Consider the following 20,868-nt stretch of genomic DNA (forward strand, 5'->3'; position numbering starts at 1 on the left):
GTGCCCGGGTGGTTGACACCGCCACCATGATGAGCCCCGTGCGCCCCACCGCTCTCGGGACCTTGATGAACAAGTCCAAGCTCTCGCACGCTGAGCCCCGATCCCTTGGACTTGCTCCTCTCGTGGTCCTGGCCGCCCTGGCCGGCCTGCTCGCCGGCCCCGCCACGCCCTCCGCCGTCGCGTCCGAGGCGACCACCGGCCCCACACCGACCCGGTCGACGCTGACGCTGACGATGGAGGGCGACGCCATGAAGGCCATCAACCGGGCCCGGATGCAGTCCGGCTGTCCGACGCTGAAGGTCACCACCGCACTACGGGTCTCCGCCCGCCGCCACAGCGCCCGGATGGCCCGCCAGGGCACGTTGAGCCACCGGGTGGCCGGCGAGGCGACGCTGTCGCGCAGGGTGGCCGACTCCGGGTACGCCGGCGCGAGCATGCTCGGCGAGGTCATCGCTCTCGGCCCGACCACCGGTTCCGCGGTCGTGCGGATGTGGCTGGCCAGCTCGCTGCACCGCGGCATCCTGCTGGACTGCCGCTACCGCGACTTCGGCGCGGGCGTGGTCCGGGGCGGCAACGGCCGCTACTGGTGGACCGTGGACCTCGGCCGGCGCTGAGGGGACGACCGGGGGTCTCGTGACGGTCGCTGCGCGACCTCCTCGACCACCGCGTGCGTCAGTCGCGGATGCGGACGACCGACTTGCCGAGCGTCGCCCGCGCGTCCATGTCGAGCAGCGCCTGGCCGAACCCGTCGATCGGGTAGACCTTGCCGATCGGCGGCTTCACGACGCCCGCCTCGATCATCGGCACCAGCTGCGCCCACTGCCGGGCCATGTAGCCCGGGTTGGCGAAGGCGTACGCGCCCCACCCGACGCCGCGGACGTCCGCGTTGTTGAGCAGCAGCCGGTTGACCTTGACCTCCGGGATGCCCTCGCCCGCGGCGAACCCGACCACCAGCAGGCGGCCCAGGGGTGCCAGGGAGCGCAGCGAGTCGGTGAACAGCGAGCCGCCGACGACGTCGAGGACGACGTCGACGCCACGGCCGCCGGTGATCTCGCGGGCGGCGTCCTTGAAGCCCTCGACGGCGATCGCGTGGTCCGCCCCGGCCGCGAGCGCGAACGCCCGCTTCTCCTCCGTGCTGGCGACCGCGATCGTGGTGGCGCCCAGGCCCTTGGCGACCTGGAGGGTCGCGGTGCCCACCCCACCCGCGGCGCCGTGCACCAGGACGGTCTCGCCGGCCTTCAGGCCACCGCGCTCGTCGAGGGCGAACAGGGCGGTCAGGTAGTTCATCGGGAGCGCGACGGCCTCGTCGAACGAGATCGCGTCGGGGAGCACGAAGACGTTCTCCGTCGAGCCGACGACCAGCTCCGCGGCGCCGCCGTACCCACCGACGCCGGCGACCCGCTGGCCGGGCTCGAAGCCGTCGCCGGAGACCACGACGCCGGCGAAGTCGACGCCGAGCGTGAACGGCGGCTCCGGGCGCAGCTGGTACTCGCCCCGACTGAGGAGCAGGTCCGGGAAGGAGATGCCGACGGTGTGGACCTCGACCAGCACCTGCCCCGGCGCGGCCACCGCGTCGGGGACCTCGGTGACGACGATGTCGGAGGGACCGGTGGTGGTGAGGACCTGGACGGCGCGCATGGATCGCAGGCTACACAGCCGGGAGCACGCTCAGACGGGGTGCTCCACGCGGTGCCGGGCCACCAGGTCGGCGTACCAGCTGAAGGAGCGCTTGGGGGTGCGCACCTGGGTCTCGAAGTCGACGTGCACCAGCCCGAAGCGCTGCGTGTAGCCCTCGGCCCACTCGAAGTTGTCGACCAGCGACCACGCGTAGTAGCCGCGCACGTCGACGCCGCGCTCGACGGCCTCGGCGACCGCTGCGAGGTGGGCGGCGTGGTAATCGACGCGCTCGTGGTCGTCGACGATGCCGTTCTCGTCGGGCCCCTTGTTGTAGGAGCAGCCGGACTCGGTGATCACGATGGGGGGTACGGCGGCGCGGAGCCGCGCGCGGAACATGATCAGCCACTCGCGCAGCGCGTCGGGCACGACCGGCCAGCCGAAGTCGGTGAGCGGGTAGCCGAGCACGTCGCGGAACTCGAAGGGCAGCTCGGAGGTCTCGTCGGCCGCCCCGATCCGCATCGGGTTGTAGTAGTTGACGCCGTAGAAGTCGAGGGGCTGGCGCATCGTGGCGAAGTCGCCGTCGCGGACGTGGTCCTCGAGCAGCATCATCATCTCGTCGGAGTAGCGCCCCAGCAGCATGCCCTCGAGGTAGTGGCCGTTCCAGAGGGCGTCGAACAGCTTGGCGGCCCCGACGTCGGCGGGGTCGTCGCTGGCCGGCCAGATCGGGGCGTGGTTGTTGGCGCAGCCGACGCTGGTCGCACCGGCCGCACGGAGCGCGATCGCGGCACGGCCGTGGGCGACGAGGAGGTGGTGGCCCACGGGCAGCGCGTCGAACATGAGCGCCTTGCCGGGTGCGTGCATGCCGACGGCGTGGCCCATCAGGGTGACCACGTTCGGCTCGTTGACGGGGACCCAGTCGGCGACCCGGTCGCCGAGGCGTGCCCCGACGATCGCGGCGTAGTCGGCGAACCGCTCGATCGTGATCCGGTTGAGCCACCCGCCGTCGTCCTCGAGCACCTGGGGCAGGTCCCAGTGGAAGAGGGTCGCCATCGGCTTGATGCCGGCCTCGAGGAGCCCGTCGACGAGGCGGTCGTAGAAGTCGAGACCCTTCTCGTTGGCCGGTCCGGAGCCGGTCGGCTGGATCCGCGGCCACGCGATCGAGAAGCGGTAGCCCTCGGCGCCGAGGCGGCGCATCAGCTCGATGTCCTCGGCGTAGCGGTGGTAGTGGTCGCACGCCACCGCACCGCTCGATCCGTCCACGATCCGCCCGGGCTCGGACGCGAAGGTGTCCCAGACCGACGGCCCGCGGCCGTCCTCGGCCACCGCTCCCTCGATCTGGTACGACGCCGTGCTGGTCCCGAAGCGGAATCCCTTCGGCAACCGGCCGGCCAGGTCCCTCACCCTGTCCGCCATTGGGACCACCCTCCCATGACTCCCACGATGGCGCCCGGACGACGGCCTGCCGCGCGTGCGCCATCGGACACAGCCACAATGTCGCACGTGAACGTCGAGATCCGCAGGGGAACTGACCGGTTCGTCGAGCGCGCCCCCGGGCGGCTCACGCGCCACGCCTTCTCGTTCGGTCCGCACCTGGACCCCGACCGGCTCTCGTTCGGTCCGATGGTGTGCCACGACGACCACGTGCTGGGTCGCGGGGCCGGCTTCGAGGAGCACCCGCACGCCGCTCTCGAGATCGTCACGTGGGTCGTCTCGGGGGCCCTCGAGCACCGCGACGGCACCGGCGCGTCGGCCGTCCTGGAGGCCGGCGAGTGCGGCGTGCTGAGCGCCGGCTCGGGGGTGCGTCACTCGGAGATCGCCGGTCAGGACGGGCCGGCCCGCTTCGTCCAGGTCTGGCTCACGCCCGACTCCCCCGACGCCGCCCCCCGGCACGCGAAGGCGGCCGTCCCCGCCGCGCCCGGCGAGGGGCTGGTCCGCGCGGTCGGCCCCGACGGACCGCTCCCCGTGGGCGTCGCCGGCGCGACGCTCGACGTCGCACGGCTCGCCGCCGGGGAGTCGCTGGCGCTGCCCGCCGCCCCGCTCGTCCACGCCTTCGTCGCCACCGGTGCGCTGCTGCGCTCCTCGCTGGCCGAGCCGCTCAGCGCGGGCGACGCGTTCTGCCTGGCCGACGGGGCGTCGTACACGGTGACGGCGGGGGTGCCGACCGAGATGCTGGTCTGGTCGTTCCACCGCGCCGGTGATGACTGACGAGAGTGCGGCCGGGTGGGGTTGCAGGAATCCCCGGCTGACCGGGGATTCCCGCGCTTGCTGACCGTTGCACGCGTCAACAAGCGCAGGTTTCGGCCACCAAGCCGGCGCTCAGGCCTCGCCGAGCTCCGCGTTGCCCACGATCGCGCTGCCGATCGCGGCGAGCTGGCGGACCTGCTCGGGCGTGAGCCGGTCGAAGACGAGCTGGCGCACGTGCGCGACGTGGCTCGGCGCGACCTCCTCGAGCATGGCGAGACCGTCGTCGGTCAGCGTCACGAACTGTCGCCGCTTGTCCTCACCGCACTGCCGCCGCGCGACCCAGCCGCGCTGCTCGAGCGCGGTGATCGCGTGGCTGAGCCGGGACGGGCTGGACGCGGTCAGCCGGGCGAGGTCGCCCATCGTCAGCGTGCGGTCGGGCTGCGACGAGAGGGTGGCCAGCATCCCGTAGTAGTTGTGCGGGATGCCGACCTCCTCGCGCAGCTTCCTGTCGAGCTCCTGCGGGAGGGCGTGCACGATCCGGATGAGCGGCAGCCAGGCCGCCATCTCGTCCTCGTCGAGCCACTGGGTCACGCGGTCAATTCTCCCAGATCACCGAGGTCCAGCGTGTGGGAAGTGTGGTCGCGCTTGACCGCCAGGTAGCGGTGGTTGGCCTCGGACAGGTGGACGCCGGTGGGCACCCGCTCGTCGACGGCGACGCCGTACGCCTCGAGCTGGGCGGCCTTGTCGGGGTTGTTGCTCAGCAGCCGGATCCGCTCGGCGCCGACCGCACGCAGCATCTGGGCGGCGGCGCGGTAGTCGCGCTCGTCCTCGCCGCGACCCAGCGCGAGGTTGGCCTCGTAGGTGTCCAGGCCCGCGTCCTGCAGCGCGTAGGCGTCGAGCTTGGCGTAGAGCCCGATCCCCCGCCCCTCCTGACGCAGGTAGAGCAGGAAGCCGCCCTCGTCGGCGATCCGCTCGACGGCCTCGCGCAGCTGGGGGCCGCAGTCGCAGCGCTCGGAGCCGAAGACGTCGCCGGTCAGGCACTCGCTGTGGGGACGCACGAGCGGCGGCGTACCACCGTCGGGGAGGGCGGCCAGGCGTCCGCGCCAGTCGCCGAGCCCGAGCAGCAGGTGCTCCTTCCCGTCGACCAGGCCGTGGAAGGTGACGACGTCCGCCGTGGTGGAGTAGCCGTCCGGGAAGCGCAGGGGTACGACGACGCGGGTCCGCACCTCGGCGGCCGGTGCGGCGGCGCGCGGGACCTCGGGGACGGCGGTCGCGCGCGGCGCGCGGGTGAGGCAGGTCGTCATGGCCACTCCATCATTTGAAAGTTGAAATGATGAAGGGAGAAGGCGGTGGAGCGACCCGGTATTCCGGGTCGCTGCGAAAAAGATTCAGGCCTCGGGCCGGAACACCATGTCGTCGGGCACCACGACGCCGAACTGCCCGAGGGTGTCGACGAGCACGGCCGCGACCTGCCGGGTCAGCCGCTCGACGAGCTGCTCCTGGGTCTCGTCGTGGTGGTCGAACCACCAGATGATGCTGGCGTCGACCATCCCCATCACGCCGACGAGGACCCCCTCGGGCGGGTCGGCCGAGAGCGGGGTCTCGTGCAGGTAGGAGCGCGCCGCGTCGACGATCTCGCTCAGCAGCCGGGTCCGCCCGAGGCGCGCGCGGTGCAGCGCCTTGGTCTGCTGCTGGGCGGCGAGGAACCGGAACAGGTGCGGGTGCTCGGCGGCCCACGCGACGCACGGGGCGATCAGCCCGCGGATGATCTTGACGGGCGTGCCGGGCGTCGACAGGTACGGGCGCACCCGGCGCAGGAGCTCGGTGGCGGCGTACCGCGCGACCTCGGCGTCGAGCTGCTCCTTGCTCGCGAAGTGGCGGTAGACGTTGGGGCGAGGGATGCCGGCGCGCTCGGCGATCTGGCCCATGCCGACCGCCGCCCCGCCCTCCTCGATCGCGTCGATGGCCGCCTGCACGACCTGGGCGCGGCGCGCGTCGCTCTCCAGCGCCTCCTTGGCGTTGCGCCGGCGCACGGTCGAGTCGACCCACTTCACCACGTCCACCACAGGTCGAGGCTAGCGTGCGGATACACCTTGTATCCATGGTCGTCCGCGTGGCACCCTGTGTGTGATACACGGTGTACCCAGCGCCGTACCCGACCTCTGGACAGGATCACCATGGCCCGCCGCTCTCCCTGGATGAACCAGGATCTCGACGACTTCCGCGACCTCGCCCGCACCTTCTGCGAGAAGGAGATCAAGCCGAACGTCGAGAACTACATCGCCAACAAGCAGGTCGACCGCGACCTGTGGAACAAGGCCGGCGAGGTCGGCCTGCTGTGCCTGTCGATCCCCGAGGAGTACGGCGGGGGCGGCGGGACCTTCGCCCACGAGGCGATCCTCATCGAGGAGCAGGCCCGGGTCGGCGACAGCTCGTGGGGCGTCTCGCTCCACAACGGGATCGTGGCGCACTACATCCTCAACTACGGCACCGAGGAGCAGAAGCACGAGTGGCTCCCCAAGATGGCCAGCGGTGAGGCCGTCGCCGCCATCGCGATGACCGAGCCCGGCACCGGCTCCGACCTGCAGAACGTGCGCACCAAGGCGATCCGCGAGGGCGACGAGTACGTCATCAACGGCTCCAAGACCTTCATCACCAACGGCGCGCAGGCCGACGTCGTCGTCGTGGTCGTGAAGACCAACCCGGAGGAGGCGGCCGCCGGCATCTCGCTGGTGATCGTCCCGACCGACACCCCCGGCTTCTCCCGCGGTCGCGTGCTCGACAAGATCGGCATGAAGGGCCAGGACACCTCCGAGCTCAACTTCGCGGACGTCCGCGTCCCGGTGACCAACCTGCTCGGCAGCGAGGAGGGCCAGGGCTTCATCCAGCTCATGGAGCAGCTCCCGCAGGAGCGCCTCATCGTCGCCGTCTCCAATGTCGCCGCGATGGAGCTCTGCTTCGAGGAGACCATGCGCTACGTCCACGACCGGCACGCCTTCAACCGGCCGATCTGGGGTTTCCAGAACACCAAGTTCAAGATGGCCGAGGTCGCCACCGAGGCCCGCGTCGCGCGCTCCTTCGTCGACGAGTGCATCGGCCTGCACCTCGAGAAGCAGCTCGACATCCCGACCGTGGCGATGGCGAAGCTGTGGTGCTCCGAGCGGGCCCAGAAGGTGGCCGACACGTGCCTCCAGCTGCACGGCGGCTACGGCTACATGAACGAGTACCCGATCGCGCGGGCCTGGGCCGACCTCCGGGTCTCGCAGATCTACGCCGGGACGAGCGAGATCATGAAGGAGATCATCAGCCGGTCGTTGCCGGCTCCGAGCTGAGCCCGTAGCAGGGTGGGAGTTTCACCGGCCGGCCGGTGATTCTCCCGTCCTTGGACGACAAAACTCACGCTTGGACGATGAAGCTCCGTCGTCCAAGCGTGAGTTTCACCGGCCGGCCGGTGAAACTCCCAGACGCCGCCGAACAGGCCCTCAGCCGTCGCAGGTCACGGTGAAGTACGTCGCGTAGGAGTCGCCGGACCAGTCGGACGGGTCCGTCGAACCAATCAGCTTCCCGAGTTCGCGCACGTACCGCTGCCCCTCCTCGGAGCGCAGGTAGGCGTCCGAGAGAGGCGCAGGGCAGTCCTCGGGGTCGTCCTCGCGACTGCTCCATGGCGCCACGAGCAGCGCCAGCAGCAGCGCCACCATTCCTGTCCGCACCCGCACCCGAGCTCCCTCCGCCGGAGCCGAAACGGTACGACGCTCAGGCGATGATCCGCAGCGCTTCCGGCAGGAGCTCCACGACCATCGGCGCACCCGACGCGGGCAGCGGCCCCAGCGCCTCCCCGTCGGCGCCGACGGGCACCGCCCCACCGCCGGCGTAGGCGCCGGAGAGGGTGACCCGGCGCCCGGTCAGCACCTTCACCTCGTCGAGGTCGACGTGCCGGCCGTCGTACACCTTGGGAAGGGAGCGGATCAGGCCGGAGCGCGAGGCGGCCTCGATGACGATGACGTCGAGGAGGCCGTCGGAGACCGAGGCGGCGGGCGCGATGGCCATGCCCTTGCCGTAGTAGCGCGAGTTGGCGACGACGACCGTCGCCGCGAGGTGCCGCGACGTGACGCCGTCGACCTCGAGCGCGCACTCCATCGGGCGGTAGGTCGCCAGGGCGCGGACGGCGGCGACGGGGTACTGCAGCTTCGACGGCAGCCAGTGGGAGCGGTCGACGATCTCGCCGGCGCGGGCATCGACGCCGGCGTAGACGGAGCCGGCGACGACGTGCGTCGTACCGTCCCCGGAGGTGGCGCGCAGCAGGTCGACCCGGCGCTCGGCACCCTCCAGCAGTAGCGCGGCCTGCTCGGCCGTCGTGTGCGGGACCCCGAGCATCCGGGCGAAGTCGTTGCCCCGTCCCGCGGGTACGACGGCCAGCACCCCGTCACGCGCGGCGACCGCGCCCGCGACCGACGACAGCATGCCGTCGCCGCCGACGGCGACGACGACCGCACCGGACGCGACCGCCGCATCGACCAGGGCGGGCGTCTCGGCGACGGAGGTCGTGTAGGTGACCTCGACCGACGCGCCGGCCTCGCGCAGCGCCCGCGTCAGCGGTACGACGACCTTCGGCGCCGACCCGCCGCCGGAGTTCGGGTTGACGAGGAACGCGAAGCTGCGGGTGCTCACGGGATCAACACCCCGGGGTTGAGGATGCCCGTCGGGTCGACCGCCTTCTTGACGGCGCGCAGCACCTCGGCGCCGACCTCGCCGATCTCGGCGGTCAGGTAGGGCTTGTGGTCGGTGCCGACCGCGTGGTGGTGCGTGATCGAGGCGCCGGCGGCGACGATCGCCTCGCAGGCGGCGGCCTTCGCCGGGAGCCAGGCGGCCAGCGGGTCCTCGCCACCCGGGGCGGCGACGGTGAAGTAGAGCGAGCAGCCGGTGGCGTACACGTGCGAGACGTGGCAGAGCACCATCGCCCCGGGGAGCGCCTGCTCGAGCGCGGTCTTCACGCGGGTGTAGAGGTTCTCGCGGTTGCTCCAGAAGGCGACCGTCTCGAGGGTCTCCACGAGCACGCCGTTGTCGAGCAGGCTGTCACGCAGGTACGGCGCGTCGAAGCGCCCGTGCGCCCAGGCCTCGCCCGGCCCGGAGCCCTGCGGGGCACCGCCGAGCGCGGTGAGCGCGGCGGTGACGGCGGCCTTCTTCGCGGCGACCGCGGCGGGGGTGCCCTCGTAGCCGACGACCATCAGGCAGCCCGGGCCCTCACCATCGGCACCGCCCTCGCCACCGATCGCCTCGGGGTCGGCGAGGTTGATCGCGGTCTCGTTCTCGTCGGAGAGGCGGAGGACCGTGGGCAGCAGGTCGGCCTGGGCCAGCTGCCGCATCGCGTCGGCGCCCTCGGCGAAGGACCGCCAGCGCCAGCCCTCGTACTCCTTGACCTCCGGCAGCGGCCGCACCCGGACGGTGACCTCGGTGATCACGCCGAAGGCACCCTCCGAACCGAGGAAGAGCTCGCGCAGGTCGGGGCCGGAGGCGTTCGCCGGCGAGACGCCGAGGCGGACCTCGCCGACCGGCGTGGCGACGCGGAGCGCGACGACCATCGCGTCGAAGCGGCCGTATCCGGCGCTGGACTGGCCGCTGGAGCGGGTGGCCGCGAAGCCGCCGATCGTGGCGTACTCGAACGACTGCGGGAAGTGGCCGAGCATCAGGCCGTGCTGGGCGAGCAGCGCCTCGGCCTCGGGACCGCGCAGACCGGGCTCGAACGTCGCGGTCGAGGAGACGGCATCGAGGGCGAGCAGGCCGCGCATCCGGCCGAGGTCGAGCGAGACCACGCCGGCCAGCCCGGCGGCGTCCGGGTCCGCGACGAGGCCGCCGGTGACCGCCGTACCGCCGCCGAAGGGGACGACCGCGACCCGGTTCTCCTGGGCCCACGCGAGGACGGCGACGACGTCGTCGTGCCCGCCGGGTCGTACGACGACGTCCGGCGCGTCGCCCAGGTCGCCGGCCCGCTGGCGGAGCAGGTCGGGGGTGGACTTGCCGCGGGTGCGGAGGCGGCGGACCCCGTCGTCGGTGACCACGTTGTCCTCGCCGAGGAGCTCGCGCAGCCCGGCGACCAGCTCGTCCGCCAGGCGCGAGGCCGGCACGGCCACGTCCTCGCGGGCAGGGGTGTCCTTGATCGGGAAGACCAGGCCGACGAGGTCGCGGACGCCGTCCGGCAGGCCGGTCGCGTGGGCCGGGTCGCCCCAGCGGGTGGCGGGCATCTCGGGCTGGAGGACGGTGGGTCGCTCGGTCGTCATGTGTTACAGTGTTACACATGACGTCACATCGTCACAACCACGAGTCTGACCCGGTGGTCGAGGAGGTCGCGCAGCGACCGTCCCGAGACCCCGGCACCCAGAACGCCTACCTCGACGCCGCCCGCGAGTGCATCCTCGACGTCGGCTGGCGGCGTACGACGCTGACCGAGGTCGCGCGCCGGGCCGGCGTCTCGCGGATGACGATCTACCGCGCGTGGTCCGACATGCCCGCCCTGCTGGGCGACCTGATGACGCGCGAGTGGACCGGGCTGGTCGCCGGCCAGGTCGACCTCGCCGGTGAGCCGACGCCTGTCCGCGTCGCCGACGCCGTGGCCGCCACGGTCGAGGCGCTGCGCGACAACGAGCTGTTCACGCGCATCGTCGAGCTCGACCCCGAGCTGATCCTCCCCTACCTGCTCGCCCGGCGCGGCCGCTCGCAGGAGCTGATCATCGGCGTCCTCGCGGGCGCCGTCACCGAGGGCCAGCGCCGCGGCACCATCCGCGACGGCGATCCCGTCGCGATCGCGCGTGGGCTCGTGCTCGCCGCCCACGGCTTCGTCCTCTCGGCCCACACCATGCTCGACGAGGCCGTGGACGCCACCGCCCTCGACGCCGAGCTCCACACCCTCATCGTCCGGAGCCTCACGCCATGACCCCTCGCAGGATCACCCCCGGCCTCGCCGGCGCACCCACCGACGTCGACGTCGTCGTGATCGGCCTCGGCGTCACCGGCGCCGGCGTCGCCCTCGACGCCGCCTCCCGCGGCCTCAGTGTGCTCGCGGTCGACGCCCACGACCTGGCGTTCGGTACGTCGCGCTTCTCCTCCAAGCTGGTGCACGGCGGCCTGCGCTATCTCGCCTCCGGGCAGGTCGCGATCGCCCACGAGAGCGCCGTCGAGCGCGGGATCCTGATGGAGACCACCGCGCCGCACCTCACCCGGCCGCTGCCCTCGCTCATCCCGCTCGCCCCCGGCGTGAGCCGTCCGATGGGCCTGCTGGCCGGCGCCGGCTTCCTCGGTGGCGACCTGCTCCGCCGGGCGGCGCGCACCAGCGCCGACACCCTCCCCCGGCCGCGCCGGCTCACGGCCGCCGAGGCTCGTCGTCTCGCGCCCCCGCTGCGGACCGACGGCCTGCGCGGCGGGCTGCTCGGCTGGGACGGACAGCTCGAGGACGACGCCCGGCTGGTCACGACCATCGCCCGGACGGCGGCCGAGCGCGGCGCCGCCGTCCACACCCACGCGCGGGTCCTGTCCGCGACCGGCACCGCGGTCGAGCTCCGCGACGAGCTGACCGGTGCGCCGCTGTCGGTGACCTGCCGGACCGTCGTCAACGCGGCCGGCGTCTGGGCAGGCGACCTCGTCGACGACGTACGGCTGCGACCCTCGCGGGGCACCCACCTGGTGCTGCGCGCCGAGGCGCTGCCGAAGCTGTCGGTCGCGGTCTTCGCGCCGATCCCGGGCGAGACCAACCGGTTCGTGCTCGTCCTGCCGCAGCCCGACGGCCAGTTCTACGTCGGCCTGACCGACGAGCCGGTCGACGGCCCCGTCCCCGACGTCGCCGAGCCCACCGAGGTCGAGATCGGCTTCCTGCTGGACGTGGTCTCGGCGTCCTTCTCGCGTCAGCTGCGCCGCTCCGACGTCGTCGGCGCCTTCGCCGGCCTCCGCCCGCTGCTCGACGGCGGCGAGGGCTCGACCGCCGACCTGTCGCGCAAGCACGCCGTCCTCACCTCGCGCACCGGCGTCGTGACGATCGTCGGCGGCAAGCTGACGACCTACCGCCGGATGGCCGAGGACGCCGTCGATGCCGCCGTCGCCTCGGCCGGCCTCGCCGCCGGCCCCTGCGTGACCGCGACGCTCCCCCTGCTCGGCGCCGCCCCGCGCGAAGCCCTCGCCGAGGAGGCGGCTCGCGCCGGCTCGCCCGGTGCGGCCCGCCTGGTCCGCCGGTACGGCGCCGACGCCGGCCTCGCACTGACCGCGGCCGTCGAGGCGTCCGGCTGGTCGGAGGCCGAGCTGCTCGCGCCCATCGCGCCCGGCCACCCGACGATCCCGACCGTCTGGGCCGAGCTCTTCTTCGGCATCACCCACGAGGGGGCCGCCGACGTCGCGGACCTGCTCGACCGTCGTACCCGCATCGGGCTCGTGCCCGACGACCGCGCCGTGGCCCTGCCTGCCGCGGAGCGGGTGCTGGAGGCGTGCAGGAATCCCCGCCGGAGCGGGGAAACTCGCGCTTAGTGCCGGTTGCAACCGTCACCAAGCGCAGGAACACCCGCTCAGGCGGGGATTCCTGCATCCCCACCGATGAGTTTTCGGGATGCCCCCGGTCAGCAGATCAGGCACACTGGCGAGACACGGGGGCAGCGATGGGAACGATGGTGACCGAACAGAAGACCGAGCAGGCCGACCCGACCACACAGAAGGCGCCGGCGAGCGACGAGCTCGCCGACTTCGACACCCTCACCGGGCGCTACCAGCGCGAGCTGATGGCCCACTGCTACCGGATGAGCGGGTCGGTCCACGAGGCGGAGGACCTCGTCCAGGAGACCTTCCTGCGCGCGTGGAAGGCCTCCGCCAGCTTCCAGGGCCGCAGCTCCGTGCGCACCTGGCTCTACAAGATCGCCACCAACGTCTGCCTCACCAACCTGGAGAGCAAGCCGCGCCGGCCGCTCCCCACCGGCCTGGGCACCGCCGACTCGGCGCCGTCCGACGAGCTGCTCGAGGACCACGAGGTGCCGTGGCTGGAGCCGATCCCGGACGCCGCGGTCGAGGTGGCCGAGCGCGACACGATCCGGCTCGCGTTCGTCGCCGCCCTGCAGCACCTCCCGGCCCGCCAGCGCGCGGTCCTGATCCTGCGCGACGTGCTGCGCTGGTCGGCCGCCGAGACCGCGACGGCGCTCGACACGACGACCGCCGCCGTGAACTCCGCGCTCCAGCGCGCCCACGCCCAGGTCGCCGAGCGGGGGCTGACGCCCGACACCGTCGAGCCCGACCTCGACCAGGCCCAGCGGACCCTGCTCGACGCCTACCTGCAGGCGTTCTGGCGCAAGGACATCGACCAGATCGTCCAGCTGCTCAAGTACGACGCCACCTGGGACATGCCGCCGTTCCTCAACCACTTCCGCGGCTGCGACGCGATCGGCGAGCTGATCGGCACCAAGTGCCCCGGCGGCACCAACGACATGCCGATGGTCGAGACGGTCGCCAACGGCCAGCCCGCCTTCGGCCTCTACATGCGCCAGCCCGACGGCCACTTCGAGCCGTTCCACCTGCAGGTGCTGCAGATGACCGGCTCCGGCGACGACCTGCGGGTGGAGCACGTGACCGCGTTCTTCGACCACCGGCTGTTCGCGCGGTTCGGGCTGCCCGAGCGGCTGCCTGCCGATTACGTGCCGGCCTGACCGGGCGACGACATGACCGCCGAGCCCGCCCCGGACGGACTCGTCGCGGGACTCGACGTGCTGCAGCGCGCGCTCGACTACACCCGTGCCGCGCTCGCCACGATCACCTGCGCCGACGTCGACCGGCCCACGCCCTGCGCCGGCTGGACCCTCGCCGACCTGCTCGCCCACATGGAGGACGCCCTCGACGCGTTCGCCGAGGCAGCCGACGGCGCGGTCGGACTCAGCAGCGCCGCCCCCTCACCGCTCGAGCAGCGCGTCCAGCGGCTGCAGGCGAAGGCGTGCGCGCTGCTGACCGCCTGGCTCTCAGCGGCCTCGCCGGTCGTCGACGTCGCGGGGCACCCGCTCCCCGTCGACACGGTCGCCCGGATCGCCGCCCTCGAGATCACCGTCCACGGCTGGGACGTCGGTCGTACGACGACCAGGGGCACGCCGATCCCCGAACGGCTCGCCGCCGACCTGCTCCCCACCGCGCTCCAGGTCGCGCTCAGCGACGACCCGCGGTTCGCTCCGCCCGTCCCGGTGCCGGTGGAGGCCCCCGCCGGGGTGCACGTGCTGGCGCTGCTGGGTCGCCGGTCGTCGTACCCGGGTAGCTCGTCCTCCTAGACTGCGCGGCATGCCGGAGCCGCAGGAGCACGCTGTCCGCCACCGCAGCCGCCGGATGACCGGCCGCGACCCGCACGAGTCGCACCGGGTCGCGACACCGCTGGAGCTGCTGTTCGACCTGACCTTCGTGGTCGCCTTCGGCACCGCGGCCAACGAGCTGGCGCACGCGCTGGCGGCCGACCACGTCGGCAGCGGGATCGCGGCGTTCGCGTTCGCGACCTTCGGCATCTCGTGGGCGTGGATCAACTTCACCTGGTTCGCCTCGGCCTACGACACCGACGACTGGATCTACCGGCTGACCACCATGCTGCAGATGGTCGGCGTGCTGATCTTCGCGCTCGGCATCCACCCGATGTTCGAGTCCGTCACCGAGCACGGCGAGACCCTCGACAACGACGTCATCGTCTGGGGCTACGTCGTGATGCGGGTCGCGATGCTCTTCCAGTGGTGGCGCGCCGGGCGGCACGACCCCGACCGCGGCCCCGCCTGCCGGACCTACATCGTCTCGATCGCCGCCGCCCAGGTCCTGTGGTGCGTGCTGGCGCTGGTCGACCTGCCCGTGGGTACGACGTTCGCGCTGATCATCGTGCCCTTCCTGATCGAGGTCGGCGGGCCGGCGTACGCGGAGAACCGCCGGGGCGGCACCCCGTGGCACGCCCACCACATCGCCGAGCGCTACGGCCTGATGGTCATCATCACGCTCGGCGAGGGGATGATCGGCACGATGGCCGCCATCAACGTCCTGGCGGAGGGCGGCCTGACCTGGGAGATCGGCCTGTTCACCGTCGCCGGCACGGCCCTCACCTTCGGCACCTGGTGGTGCTACTTCGTGGTGCCGACGGGCGAGATCCTGCATGCCCGCCGCGAGCGCTCCTTCGGCTTCGGGTACGGCGCCATCGGGCTCTTCGGCAGCATCGTGGCCATCGGCGCGGGACTGCACGTGGCGGCGTACTTCCTCGACCACCACGCCGAGATCGGGCTGACCGCCACGGTGCTGACCGTGGTCGTCCCCGTCGCCCTGTTCATCGCGGTCTTCTACACCGGCTACACCGTGCTGACCCGGTCGTTCCACCTGTTCCACCTGGTCCTGCTGCTGATCACCGCGGCGACGCTGGTCGCACCGGTGCTGATGGCGCAGGCCGAGGTCGACCTGGAGTGGTGCCTGCTCGTCCTCTCCCTCGCACCGTGGGTGTCGGTCGTCGGCTACGAGACGGTCGGCTACCGCCACAACGTCGAGGTGCTCGAGAGGCTCAGGGACTGACGGCGGCCGGCTCCTCGCGCAGCGGGTGGGCCAGCTCGTCGGCGGGCAGGCGCGCCCAGACGATGGCGACCGCCGCGGTCACGCCGGGCACGACCGCGGCGATCGCGAAGGTCCACTGCAACCCGATCAGGTCGGCCACCGGGCCGGCGAGCGCCATCGAGACCGGCATCAGGCTGATCGAGACGAAGAAGTCGAGCGAGGCGACCCGGCCGAGCAGCTCCGGCGGCACCCGCCGCTGCAGCAGGGTGCCACAGATGACCATCGGCGCCGAGAAGAGCACGCCGATCACGAAGGCGGCGGCCGCCACCTGCCAGACCGCCGTCGCGAAGCCGATCGCCAGGAAGGGCAGGCAGCCGACGCCCCACATCAGGTTCATCCAGGTCAGGTAGCGCCGGGGCATCGGGAGCGAGCCGACCACGAGCGAGCCGACGGCGCCACCGATGCCGAAGCAGGCCATCACCACGGCGTGGTCGCCGGGGCCGCCGCCCAGCTCGTCCTTCATCAGGAACGGGACGAGGACCTCGAGCGGGCCCATCATCACCAGGATCATGATCGACGCGAAGAGCAGCGTGGCCAGCAACCACGGCGTGCGCACCATGTAGGCGAAGCCCTCGCGCATGTCCGCGACCGCGCTCGCCACCGCGTGCGCCGCCCCTCCCGCCCCGGCCTCGCGGTCGGGAGTGGGGAGGTCGCGTCGTACGGCGGTCAGGGGGACCCGCGCCAGGACGGCCAGCCCGAGCAGGTAGGCGCCCGCCGCCACCGCGATCGCGGCCGACGAGGACGCCGCACCGACCACGGCACCGGCGACAGCGGGTCCGAGCGCCTGCCCGATCGTCGGCCGCACCATGCCCTCGAAGCCGTTGACGGCGAGCAGGTCCTCCTCGGGCACGAGCGCCGGCAGCCAGGCCGAGTAGGCCGGGTAGTAGAAGGCCATGGCACAGCCGGCGGTGAACGCGACGGCGGCGAGGTGCCAGAGCTGGGTGAGGTCCGCGAACGAGAGCACCGCGACGAGCGCCATGCCCGCGAGCTCGACCGACGTGGTGACGAGCAGGATGAGCTTCTGCGGGACCCGGTCGGCGACCACGCCGCCGAGCAGCGCGGGCAACAGGACACCCACGGCGCCGGCCGTGCTGACGACGGAGAGCGCGCTCGCGCCACCGCCGATCCGGATGACCTCCCACACCAGGGCCACGACCCAGACGCCGCCACCGAAGGAGGTCAGCAGCAGCGCCGTCCCCAGCCACCGGTACGACGCGTGCCGGAACGGCATGAACGCGCGCGGCAGCCGCCGCGCCCGGGTCGGGGGAAGGGGGGTGAGCTGATCGGTCATGGTCGTCCTCCAGTGTGCAGAGGAGGACCGACAGCAGCCATCGATTTCATCGGCCCGGCTCCCGCGCCGGCGCCGACCGCGGTCAGGAGACCGGCAGGGCGACGTACGTCGTGTCGAGGTACTCCTCGATCCCCTCGAAGCCACCCTCCCGGCCGAACCCGCTCGCCTTCACCCCGCCGAACGGCGCCGCCGGGTTGGACACCAGGCCGGTGTTGATGCCGAGCATCCCGGTCTCGAGTCGCTCCGCCAGCCGGATCGTGCGGGCGAGGTCGCGGGTGTAGGCGTAGGCCGCGAGCCCGTACTCCGTCGCGTTCGCCAGCGCGATCGCCTGGTCCTCACTGGTGAAGGTCGTGATCGGCGCGACCGGCCCGAAGGTCTCCTTGGTCACCGCGTCCGCGTCCGCCGGTACGTCGACCAGGACGGTCGGCGGGAAGAAGTAGCCGTCGCCCGCCGGGGCCTCGCCGCCGGTCAGCACGCGGGCACCCCGCTCGACCGCGTCAGCCACCGTCGCGGACACCGAGGCGACGGCCTTCGCGTCGATGAGCGGACCGACCTGCACCCCGACGTCCTGGCCCCGCCCGACGCGGAGCGCGCCCATCCGCTGCGCGAGCCGCTCGGCGAAGTCCGCCGCGACGGACTCCTCCACGAGGAAGCGGTTGGCCGACGTACAGGCCTCACCCATGTTGCGCATCTTGGCGACCATCGCGCCCTCGACGGCCGCGTCCAGGTCGGCGTCGGCGAAGACGAGGAAGGGCGCATTGCCGCCCAGCTCCATCGACACCCGCTGCAGCTGGCCCGCGGACTGCTCGACGATCTTCTTGCCGACGACGGTGGACCCGGTGAAGCTCACCTTCCGCAGCCGCGCGTCGGCCTGCAGCGTGCTGCTCAACCCGCCCGAGTCGCTGGTCGTCACGACGTTGAGCACCCCGGCGGGCAGCCCGGCCTCCGCCAGCAGCGCCGCCAGGTAGAGCATGGTCAGCGGCGTCTGCGCCGCCGGCTTGACCACCATCGTGCAGCCGGCCGCGATCGCCGGACCGATCTTGCGGGTCCCCATCGCGAGCGGGAAGTTCCACGGGGTGATGAACAGGCACGGACCGACCGGCTTGCGCACCGTCAGCAGGCGACTGCCGCCGGCCGGGTTCTGCATCCACCGGCCGTGGATCCGGACCGCCTCCTCCGAGAACCAGCGCAGGAACTCCGCACCGTAGGTGACCTCCCCCTTCGCCTCCGCGATGGGCTTGCCCATCTCCAGGCTCATCACCAGAGCGAGGTCGTCGGCATGCTGGGTCACCAGCGCGAACGCCCGTCGCAGGATCTCGCCCCGCTCGCGCGGCGCCGTCGCCGCCCAGTCCGCCTGCGCCGCGACCGCCGCGTCGAGGGCCGCCCGCGCATCGTCGAGCGTCCCGTCGGCGACATCGGTGAGCACCGACCCGTCCGCCGGGTCGATGACGTCGATCCGGCCACCGCCGCTCCCGGGGACCCACGCGCCCCCGACGTACAGCTGACGGTGCGACTCCGGGAGCAGGTGGCCGAGGCGTTCGCGGAAGCTCATGACCTCACTCTGGCACCTCACCGGCTGGATCGGCAGGGTGGCCGAGCGGGACCTTGGTCCCGGGTCCGCCGACCGAACGGAGGATTCTCCGATGATCCCCCTTGACCCGCTTGAGCACGGGGTTAGAGTTGTCCTGTCGTACTTCGGAGGGAGCACCGATAACGACAAGAGCCCCTCGTCGACCCCATGCGATGAGGGGCTCGCTCCATTTTTCTTGCGCGAGCTCGGCTTCGCCGTAGAGCGGGCAGCAAGCTGCCGGAGACGGCTCTCGCCGCGCTGCCGCGCCGCAGTTGTCTTCCGTAGGCCAAGCCTTGGAATGGCGGCAAGCCGACACTGCATGGTCGGGGGCGCGAGCGCGGCTTCGCCGTAGAGCGGGCAGCAAGCTGCCGGAGACGGCTCTCGCCGCGCTGCCGCGCCGCAGTCGACTTCCGTAGGCCAAGCCTCGGCGGATAAGCGCGCGGCCGCCCGACACCGACCACGCGCAAGACCTCCCAGCGCACGGCCGTCCGACACCGACCACGATCAAGGCCCCTCAGCGAGCCGCGCGCAGGAACTCCTCCAGCAGCGGACCCGCCGTCCGCGAGCCCGACTCACCGGTCTGCACGAAGACCGCGACCGCGAGGTCGCCCTGGGCGGCGATCATCCACGCGTGCGTGCGGATGGTGCCGCCGTCGGCGTACTCGGCCGTGCCGGTCTTGGCGATGACCGGACCGCCGGGGAGGTCGGCCAGGCCGCGGCCGCTGCCGTTGGTGACCACCCGGCGCAGCATCGCCTTGAGCTGCCGTGCCTCGGCGGCCGAGAGCGGCTCGGCCTCCGACGGCACGGAGACATCGACCCCGTCCACGAGGTGGGGTACGACGGTCGTGCCGGCCTGCACGCTCGCGATCACCGTGGCCATCGCCATCGGCGAGGCGAGCACCTTGCCCTGGCCGATCAGGTCGGCGGCGCCCTCGGTCTCGCTCGCCGGCGGCGGGACCTCGCCGAAGTAGGCGGGGAAGCCGAGGTCGTGGTCGATGCCGAGGCCGAGGCTCGCGGCCGCGTCGGCGAGGTCACCGTCCTTCACCTTCGCGCGGGCACCGATCAGGGCGGTGTTGCACGACTGCGCGATCGCCTCCTCGAGCGGGATCGTGCCGATCGCGGACGACGGGTAGTCGGAGTAGTTCTTGAACCGCTTGCCGTTGACCGTGACGGTCGGCGTGCACTGCACCTGCGTCTGGGGGGTGAGGCCGGCGCGCAGCAGCGCGAGGGAGGTGACCGACTTGAAGGTGGAGCCGGGGGCGAACTGGCCGAAGGTGGCGTAGTTCTGGCCGCCGGTGCCGGCGCCGTTGGCGGCCGCCAGGATCGAGCCGTCGCTGGGGCGGATCGCCACGAGGGCGCTGGCGGGCGTGACTCCGCCGAGCACCCGCTCGGCGAGGGTCTGCAGCCGACGGTCGAGGGTGAGCGCCAGCGGCTTGCCGGCGGCCGGCTCGGCGAGGAAGAGCTCGCGCTCCTCGCCGCCATCGGCCGGGACGGCGTGGACCGAGCGGCCGGTGGTGCCGCGCAGCTGCTCGTCGTAGCGGGCCTGGAGGCCGGAGACACCAGCGACGTCGCCCGGGCGGTAGGCGTCGGGATCCTTCTCGACCATCTCGGCGGTGACCGGGCCGACCCGACCGAGGATCGGGGCGGCGAAGTCGCGGGTCGGCGCGAGCGCCTGCTCGCCGGTGACCCGGTGGGCGCCGGCGATGCCCTCGATCCCCGTCCGGACCGCTGCGGGAATATCGTTCGCACGGTAGGTGATCGCCTCGACGAACGCCTTGTCCCCGGCCCCCTTCACGGCCTTCACGAACGGCGCGACCTCGATGTCGACCAGCTCGGCCAGCGCCCGCGCGGACGCCGGCGCCGCGGCGGCCGTCACCTTGGTGCGGTCGATCCCGATCCGGACGACGGGCCGCTCGGTGACCAGCTTCTCGCCGCCGGCGCCGGTGATCTCGCCACGCTGCGCGAGGAGCGTGGTCGCGTCGAGCGTCTCCCCGTCGGCGAGGCTGGGCTCGACGATGCTCGGTGCCCACGCGACGGCCCACCCGTCGCCGTCCGCCAGCGCGACGGTCGTGTCGTAGGTCCACGGGTCGCCTCCGGCGACGACGGGCCAGGTCCAGGTCAGGGTCGCCGTCGGCTTGTCCGCCTCGCCGTCGACCTCGGCGACCTCGACGCTCGGCGCGATCCCGTCCATGCCGTCGATGACGGCGGCGTACTCCTTCGCGACGGTGGCGGGGTCCGTGCCGGTCCAGGTCACCGCGGCCAGCGGATCGCTCGCCGTGCTGGCACCGTCGGCCGGCGCGGCCGCCGTGGCCAGGGCGGTGGCAAGCCCCTCCGCGGCCTTGCGCGCGCCGTCGTCACCGTCGGAGCCGCCGCCGGAGCAGGCCGTCAGGCCGAGCGCCGAGACGAGCAGGAAGGAGGTGGCCACCGAGGATCGCCGCATGCGGCTGTTCTACCAGCCACACCCGACGGTCCCGGTCGCGCAAGGGCCGCAGGGACCAGCGGCCATCCACAGGATCTGAGGGGTCCTCCGCCCGTGCCCGCGGGCGTACGACGTCGTTGAACAGAACACTCGGGGGACCGGTTCGATATCACCCGGGCGTCAGTCGGCGCCTCGACCATGGGGGTTTCCGTG

19 protein-coding genes are annotated in these 20,868 nt (G+C 72.6%); 8 read left to right on the forward strand and 11 right to left on the reverse strand.

Annotation, left to right across the window (positions count from 1 at the left end; all coding sequences use genetic code 11):
- Nucleotides 1–38 precede the first annotated feature (38 nt).
- Nucleotides 39–614, forward strand: a complete 576-nt coding sequence (locus BJ993_RS26555) for a CAP domain-containing protein (RefSeq protein WP_179648420.1) — start codon at nt 39–41, stop codon at nt 612–614.
- A gap of 58 nt (nt 615–672) precedes the next feature.
- On the opposite strand, the gene BJ993_RS08520 is transcribed toward BJ993_RS26555, so the two are convergent.
- Together BJ993_RS08520 and BJ993_RS08525 are read right to left on the reverse strand one after the other, a co-directional pair.
- The gene (locus BJ993_RS08520; protein ID WP_036549370.1) at nt 673–1,638 is read right to left on the reverse strand and encodes an NADPH:quinone oxidoreductase family protein; all 966 of its coding nucleotides are present in this window, start codon (nt 1,636–1,638) and stop codon (nt 673–675) included.
- A 30-nt stretch (nt 1,639–1,668) separates the two neighbouring features.
- A complete protein-coding gene (locus BJ993_RS08525) occupies nt 1,669–3,030 on the reverse strand; it encodes a GH1 family beta-glucosidase (protein ID WP_179648421.1) in 1,362 nt (453 codons plus the stop codon).
- 87 nt (nt 3,031–3,117) lie between these two features.
- Between BJ993_RS08525 and BJ993_RS08530 the strand changes: the two genes are divergently transcribed.
- Nucleotides 3,118–3,822, forward strand: a complete 705-nt coding sequence (locus tag BJ993_RS08530; RefSeq protein WP_179648422.1) for a pirin family protein — start codon at nt 3,118–3,120, stop codon at nt 3,820–3,822.
- 111 nt (nt 3,823–3,933) lie between these two features.
- On the opposite strand, the gene BJ993_RS08535 is transcribed toward BJ993_RS08530, so the two are convergent.
- The 3 genes from BJ993_RS08535 to BJ993_RS08545 form a co-directional block, all read right to left on the reverse strand.
- Nucleotides 3,934–4,392, reverse strand: a complete 459-nt coding sequence (locus BJ993_RS08535; RefSeq protein ID WP_036549375.1) for a MarR family winged helix-turn-helix transcriptional regulator — start codon at nt 4,390–4,392, stop codon at nt 3,934–3,936.
- Nucleotides 4,389–5,105: a GTP cyclohydrolase II gene (locus BJ993_RS08540; protein WP_179648423.1), complete on the reverse strand. Its 717-nt coding sequence runs from the start codon at nt 5,103–5,105 to the stop codon at nt 4,389–4,391. Before BJ993_RS08540 ends, BJ993_RS08535 begins: the two co-directional genes overlap by 4 nt.
- Before the next feature lie 84 nt (nt 5,106–5,189).
- Entirely contained in the window at nt 5,190–5,867 is a 678-nt protein-coding gene (locus BJ993_RS08545) for a TetR/AcrR family transcriptional regulator (protein WP_179648424.1), read from the reverse strand.
- 132 nt (nt 5,868–5,999) lie between these two features.
- Between BJ993_RS08545 and BJ993_RS08550 the strand changes: the two genes are divergently transcribed.
- The gene (locus tag BJ993_RS08550) at nt 6,000–7,133 is read left to right on the forward strand and encodes an acyl-CoA dehydrogenase family protein (RefSeq protein WP_218864645.1); all 1,134 of its coding nucleotides are present in this window, start codon (nt 6,000–6,002) and stop codon (nt 7,131–7,133) included.
- A gap of 150 nt (nt 7,134–7,283) precedes the next feature.
- On the opposite strand, the gene BJ993_RS08555 is transcribed toward BJ993_RS08550, so the two are convergent.
- Genes BJ993_RS08555 through BJ993_RS08565 form a run of 3 tightly spaced genes read right to left on the reverse strand, consistent with a single transcriptional unit; the run spans nt 7,284 to nt 10,076 of the window.
- Nucleotides 7,284–7,517 carry a hypothetical protein gene (locus BJ993_RS08555; protein ID WP_179648426.1) on the reverse strand — a complete coding sequence of 78 codons (234 nt, stop codon included), beginning with the start codon at nt 7,515–7,517 and terminating at the stop codon, nt 7,284–7,286.
- A 37-nt stretch (nt 7,518–7,554) separates the two neighbouring features.
- Nucleotides 7,555–8,469, reverse strand: a complete 915-nt coding sequence (locus tag BJ993_RS08560; protein WP_179648427.1) for a YegS/Rv2252/BmrU family lipid kinase — start codon at nt 8,467–8,469, stop codon at nt 7,555–7,557.
- On the reverse strand, nt 8,466–10,076 hold the full coding sequence (locus BJ993_RS08565) for an FAD-binding oxidoreductase (RefSeq protein ID WP_218864646.1): 1,611 nt from the start codon (nt 10,074–10,076) through the stop codon (nt 8,466–8,468). Before BJ993_RS08565 ends, BJ993_RS08560 begins: the two co-directional genes overlap by 4 nt.
- Before the next feature lie 17 nt (nt 10,077–10,093).
- Between BJ993_RS08565 and BJ993_RS08570 the strand changes: the two genes are divergently transcribed.
- The 5 genes from BJ993_RS08570 (at nt 10,094) to BJ993_RS08590 (ending at nt 15,336) form a co-directional block, all read left to right on the forward strand.
- A complete protein-coding gene (locus BJ993_RS08570) occupies nt 10,094–10,729 on the forward strand; it encodes a TetR/AcrR family transcriptional regulator (protein WP_179648428.1) in 636 nt (211 codons plus the stop codon).
- Nucleotides 10,726–12,306 carry a glycerol-3-phosphate dehydrogenase/oxidase gene (locus BJ993_RS08575; protein ID WP_179648429.1) on the forward strand — a complete coding sequence of 527 codons (1,581 nt, stop codon included), beginning with the start codon at nt 10,726–10,728 and terminating at the stop codon, nt 12,304–12,306. Before BJ993_RS08570 ends, BJ993_RS08575 begins: the two co-directional genes overlap by 4 nt.
- A 137-nt stretch (nt 12,307–12,443) precedes the next feature.
- Nucleotides 12,444–13,469 (forward strand): sigma-70 family RNA polymerase sigma factor, encoded by a 1,026-nt coding sequence (locus tag BJ993_RS08580; protein ID WP_179648430.1) that lies wholly within the window; start codon nt 12,444–12,446, stop codon nt 13,467–13,469.
- Nucleotides 13,470–13,481: 12 nt separating this feature from the next.
- Nucleotides 13,482–14,075: a TIGR03086 family metal-binding protein gene (locus BJ993_RS08585; RefSeq protein WP_179648431.1), complete on the forward strand. Its 594-nt coding sequence runs from the start codon at nt 13,482–13,484 to the stop codon at nt 14,073–14,075.
- A gap of 10 nt (nt 14,076–14,085) precedes the next feature.
- Nucleotides 14,086–15,336 (forward strand): low temperature requirement protein A, encoded by a 1,251-nt coding sequence (locus tag BJ993_RS08590; RefSeq protein ID WP_179648432.1) that lies wholly within the window; start codon nt 14,086–14,088, stop codon nt 15,334–15,336.
- Here the strand turns inward: BJ993_RS08590 and BJ993_RS08595 are convergent.
- The 3 genes from BJ993_RS08595 to BJ993_RS08605 form a co-directional block, all read right to left on the reverse strand.
- Nucleotides 15,326–16,666: an MFS transporter gene (locus tag BJ993_RS08595; protein ID WP_179648433.1), complete on the reverse strand. Its 1,341-nt coding sequence runs from the start codon at nt 16,664–16,666 to the stop codon at nt 15,326–15,328. The two genes, BJ993_RS08590 and BJ993_RS08595, sit on opposite strands and share 11 nt — an antisense overlap.
- 82 nt (nt 16,667–16,748) lie before the next feature.
- On the reverse strand, nt 16,749–18,218 hold the full coding sequence (locus BJ993_RS08600; RefSeq protein WP_179648434.1) for an NAD-dependent succinate-semialdehyde dehydrogenase: 1,470 nt from the start codon (nt 18,216–18,218) through the stop codon (nt 16,749–16,751).
- A 532-nt stretch (nt 18,219–18,750) separates the two neighbouring features.
- The gene (locus tag BJ993_RS08605) at nt 18,751–20,676 is read right to left on the reverse strand and encodes a penicillin-binding transpeptidase domain-containing protein (protein WP_179648435.1); all 1,926 of its coding nucleotides are present in this window, start codon (nt 20,674–20,676) and stop codon (nt 18,751–18,753) included.
- Nucleotides 20,677–20,868: the final 192 nt, after the last annotated feature.

Source organism: Nocardioides aromaticivorans (genome assembly GCF_013408525.1).
Taxonomy (GTDB): Bacteria; Actinomycetota; Actinomycetes; order Propionibacteriales; family Nocardioidaceae; genus Nocardioides; species Nocardioides aromaticivorans.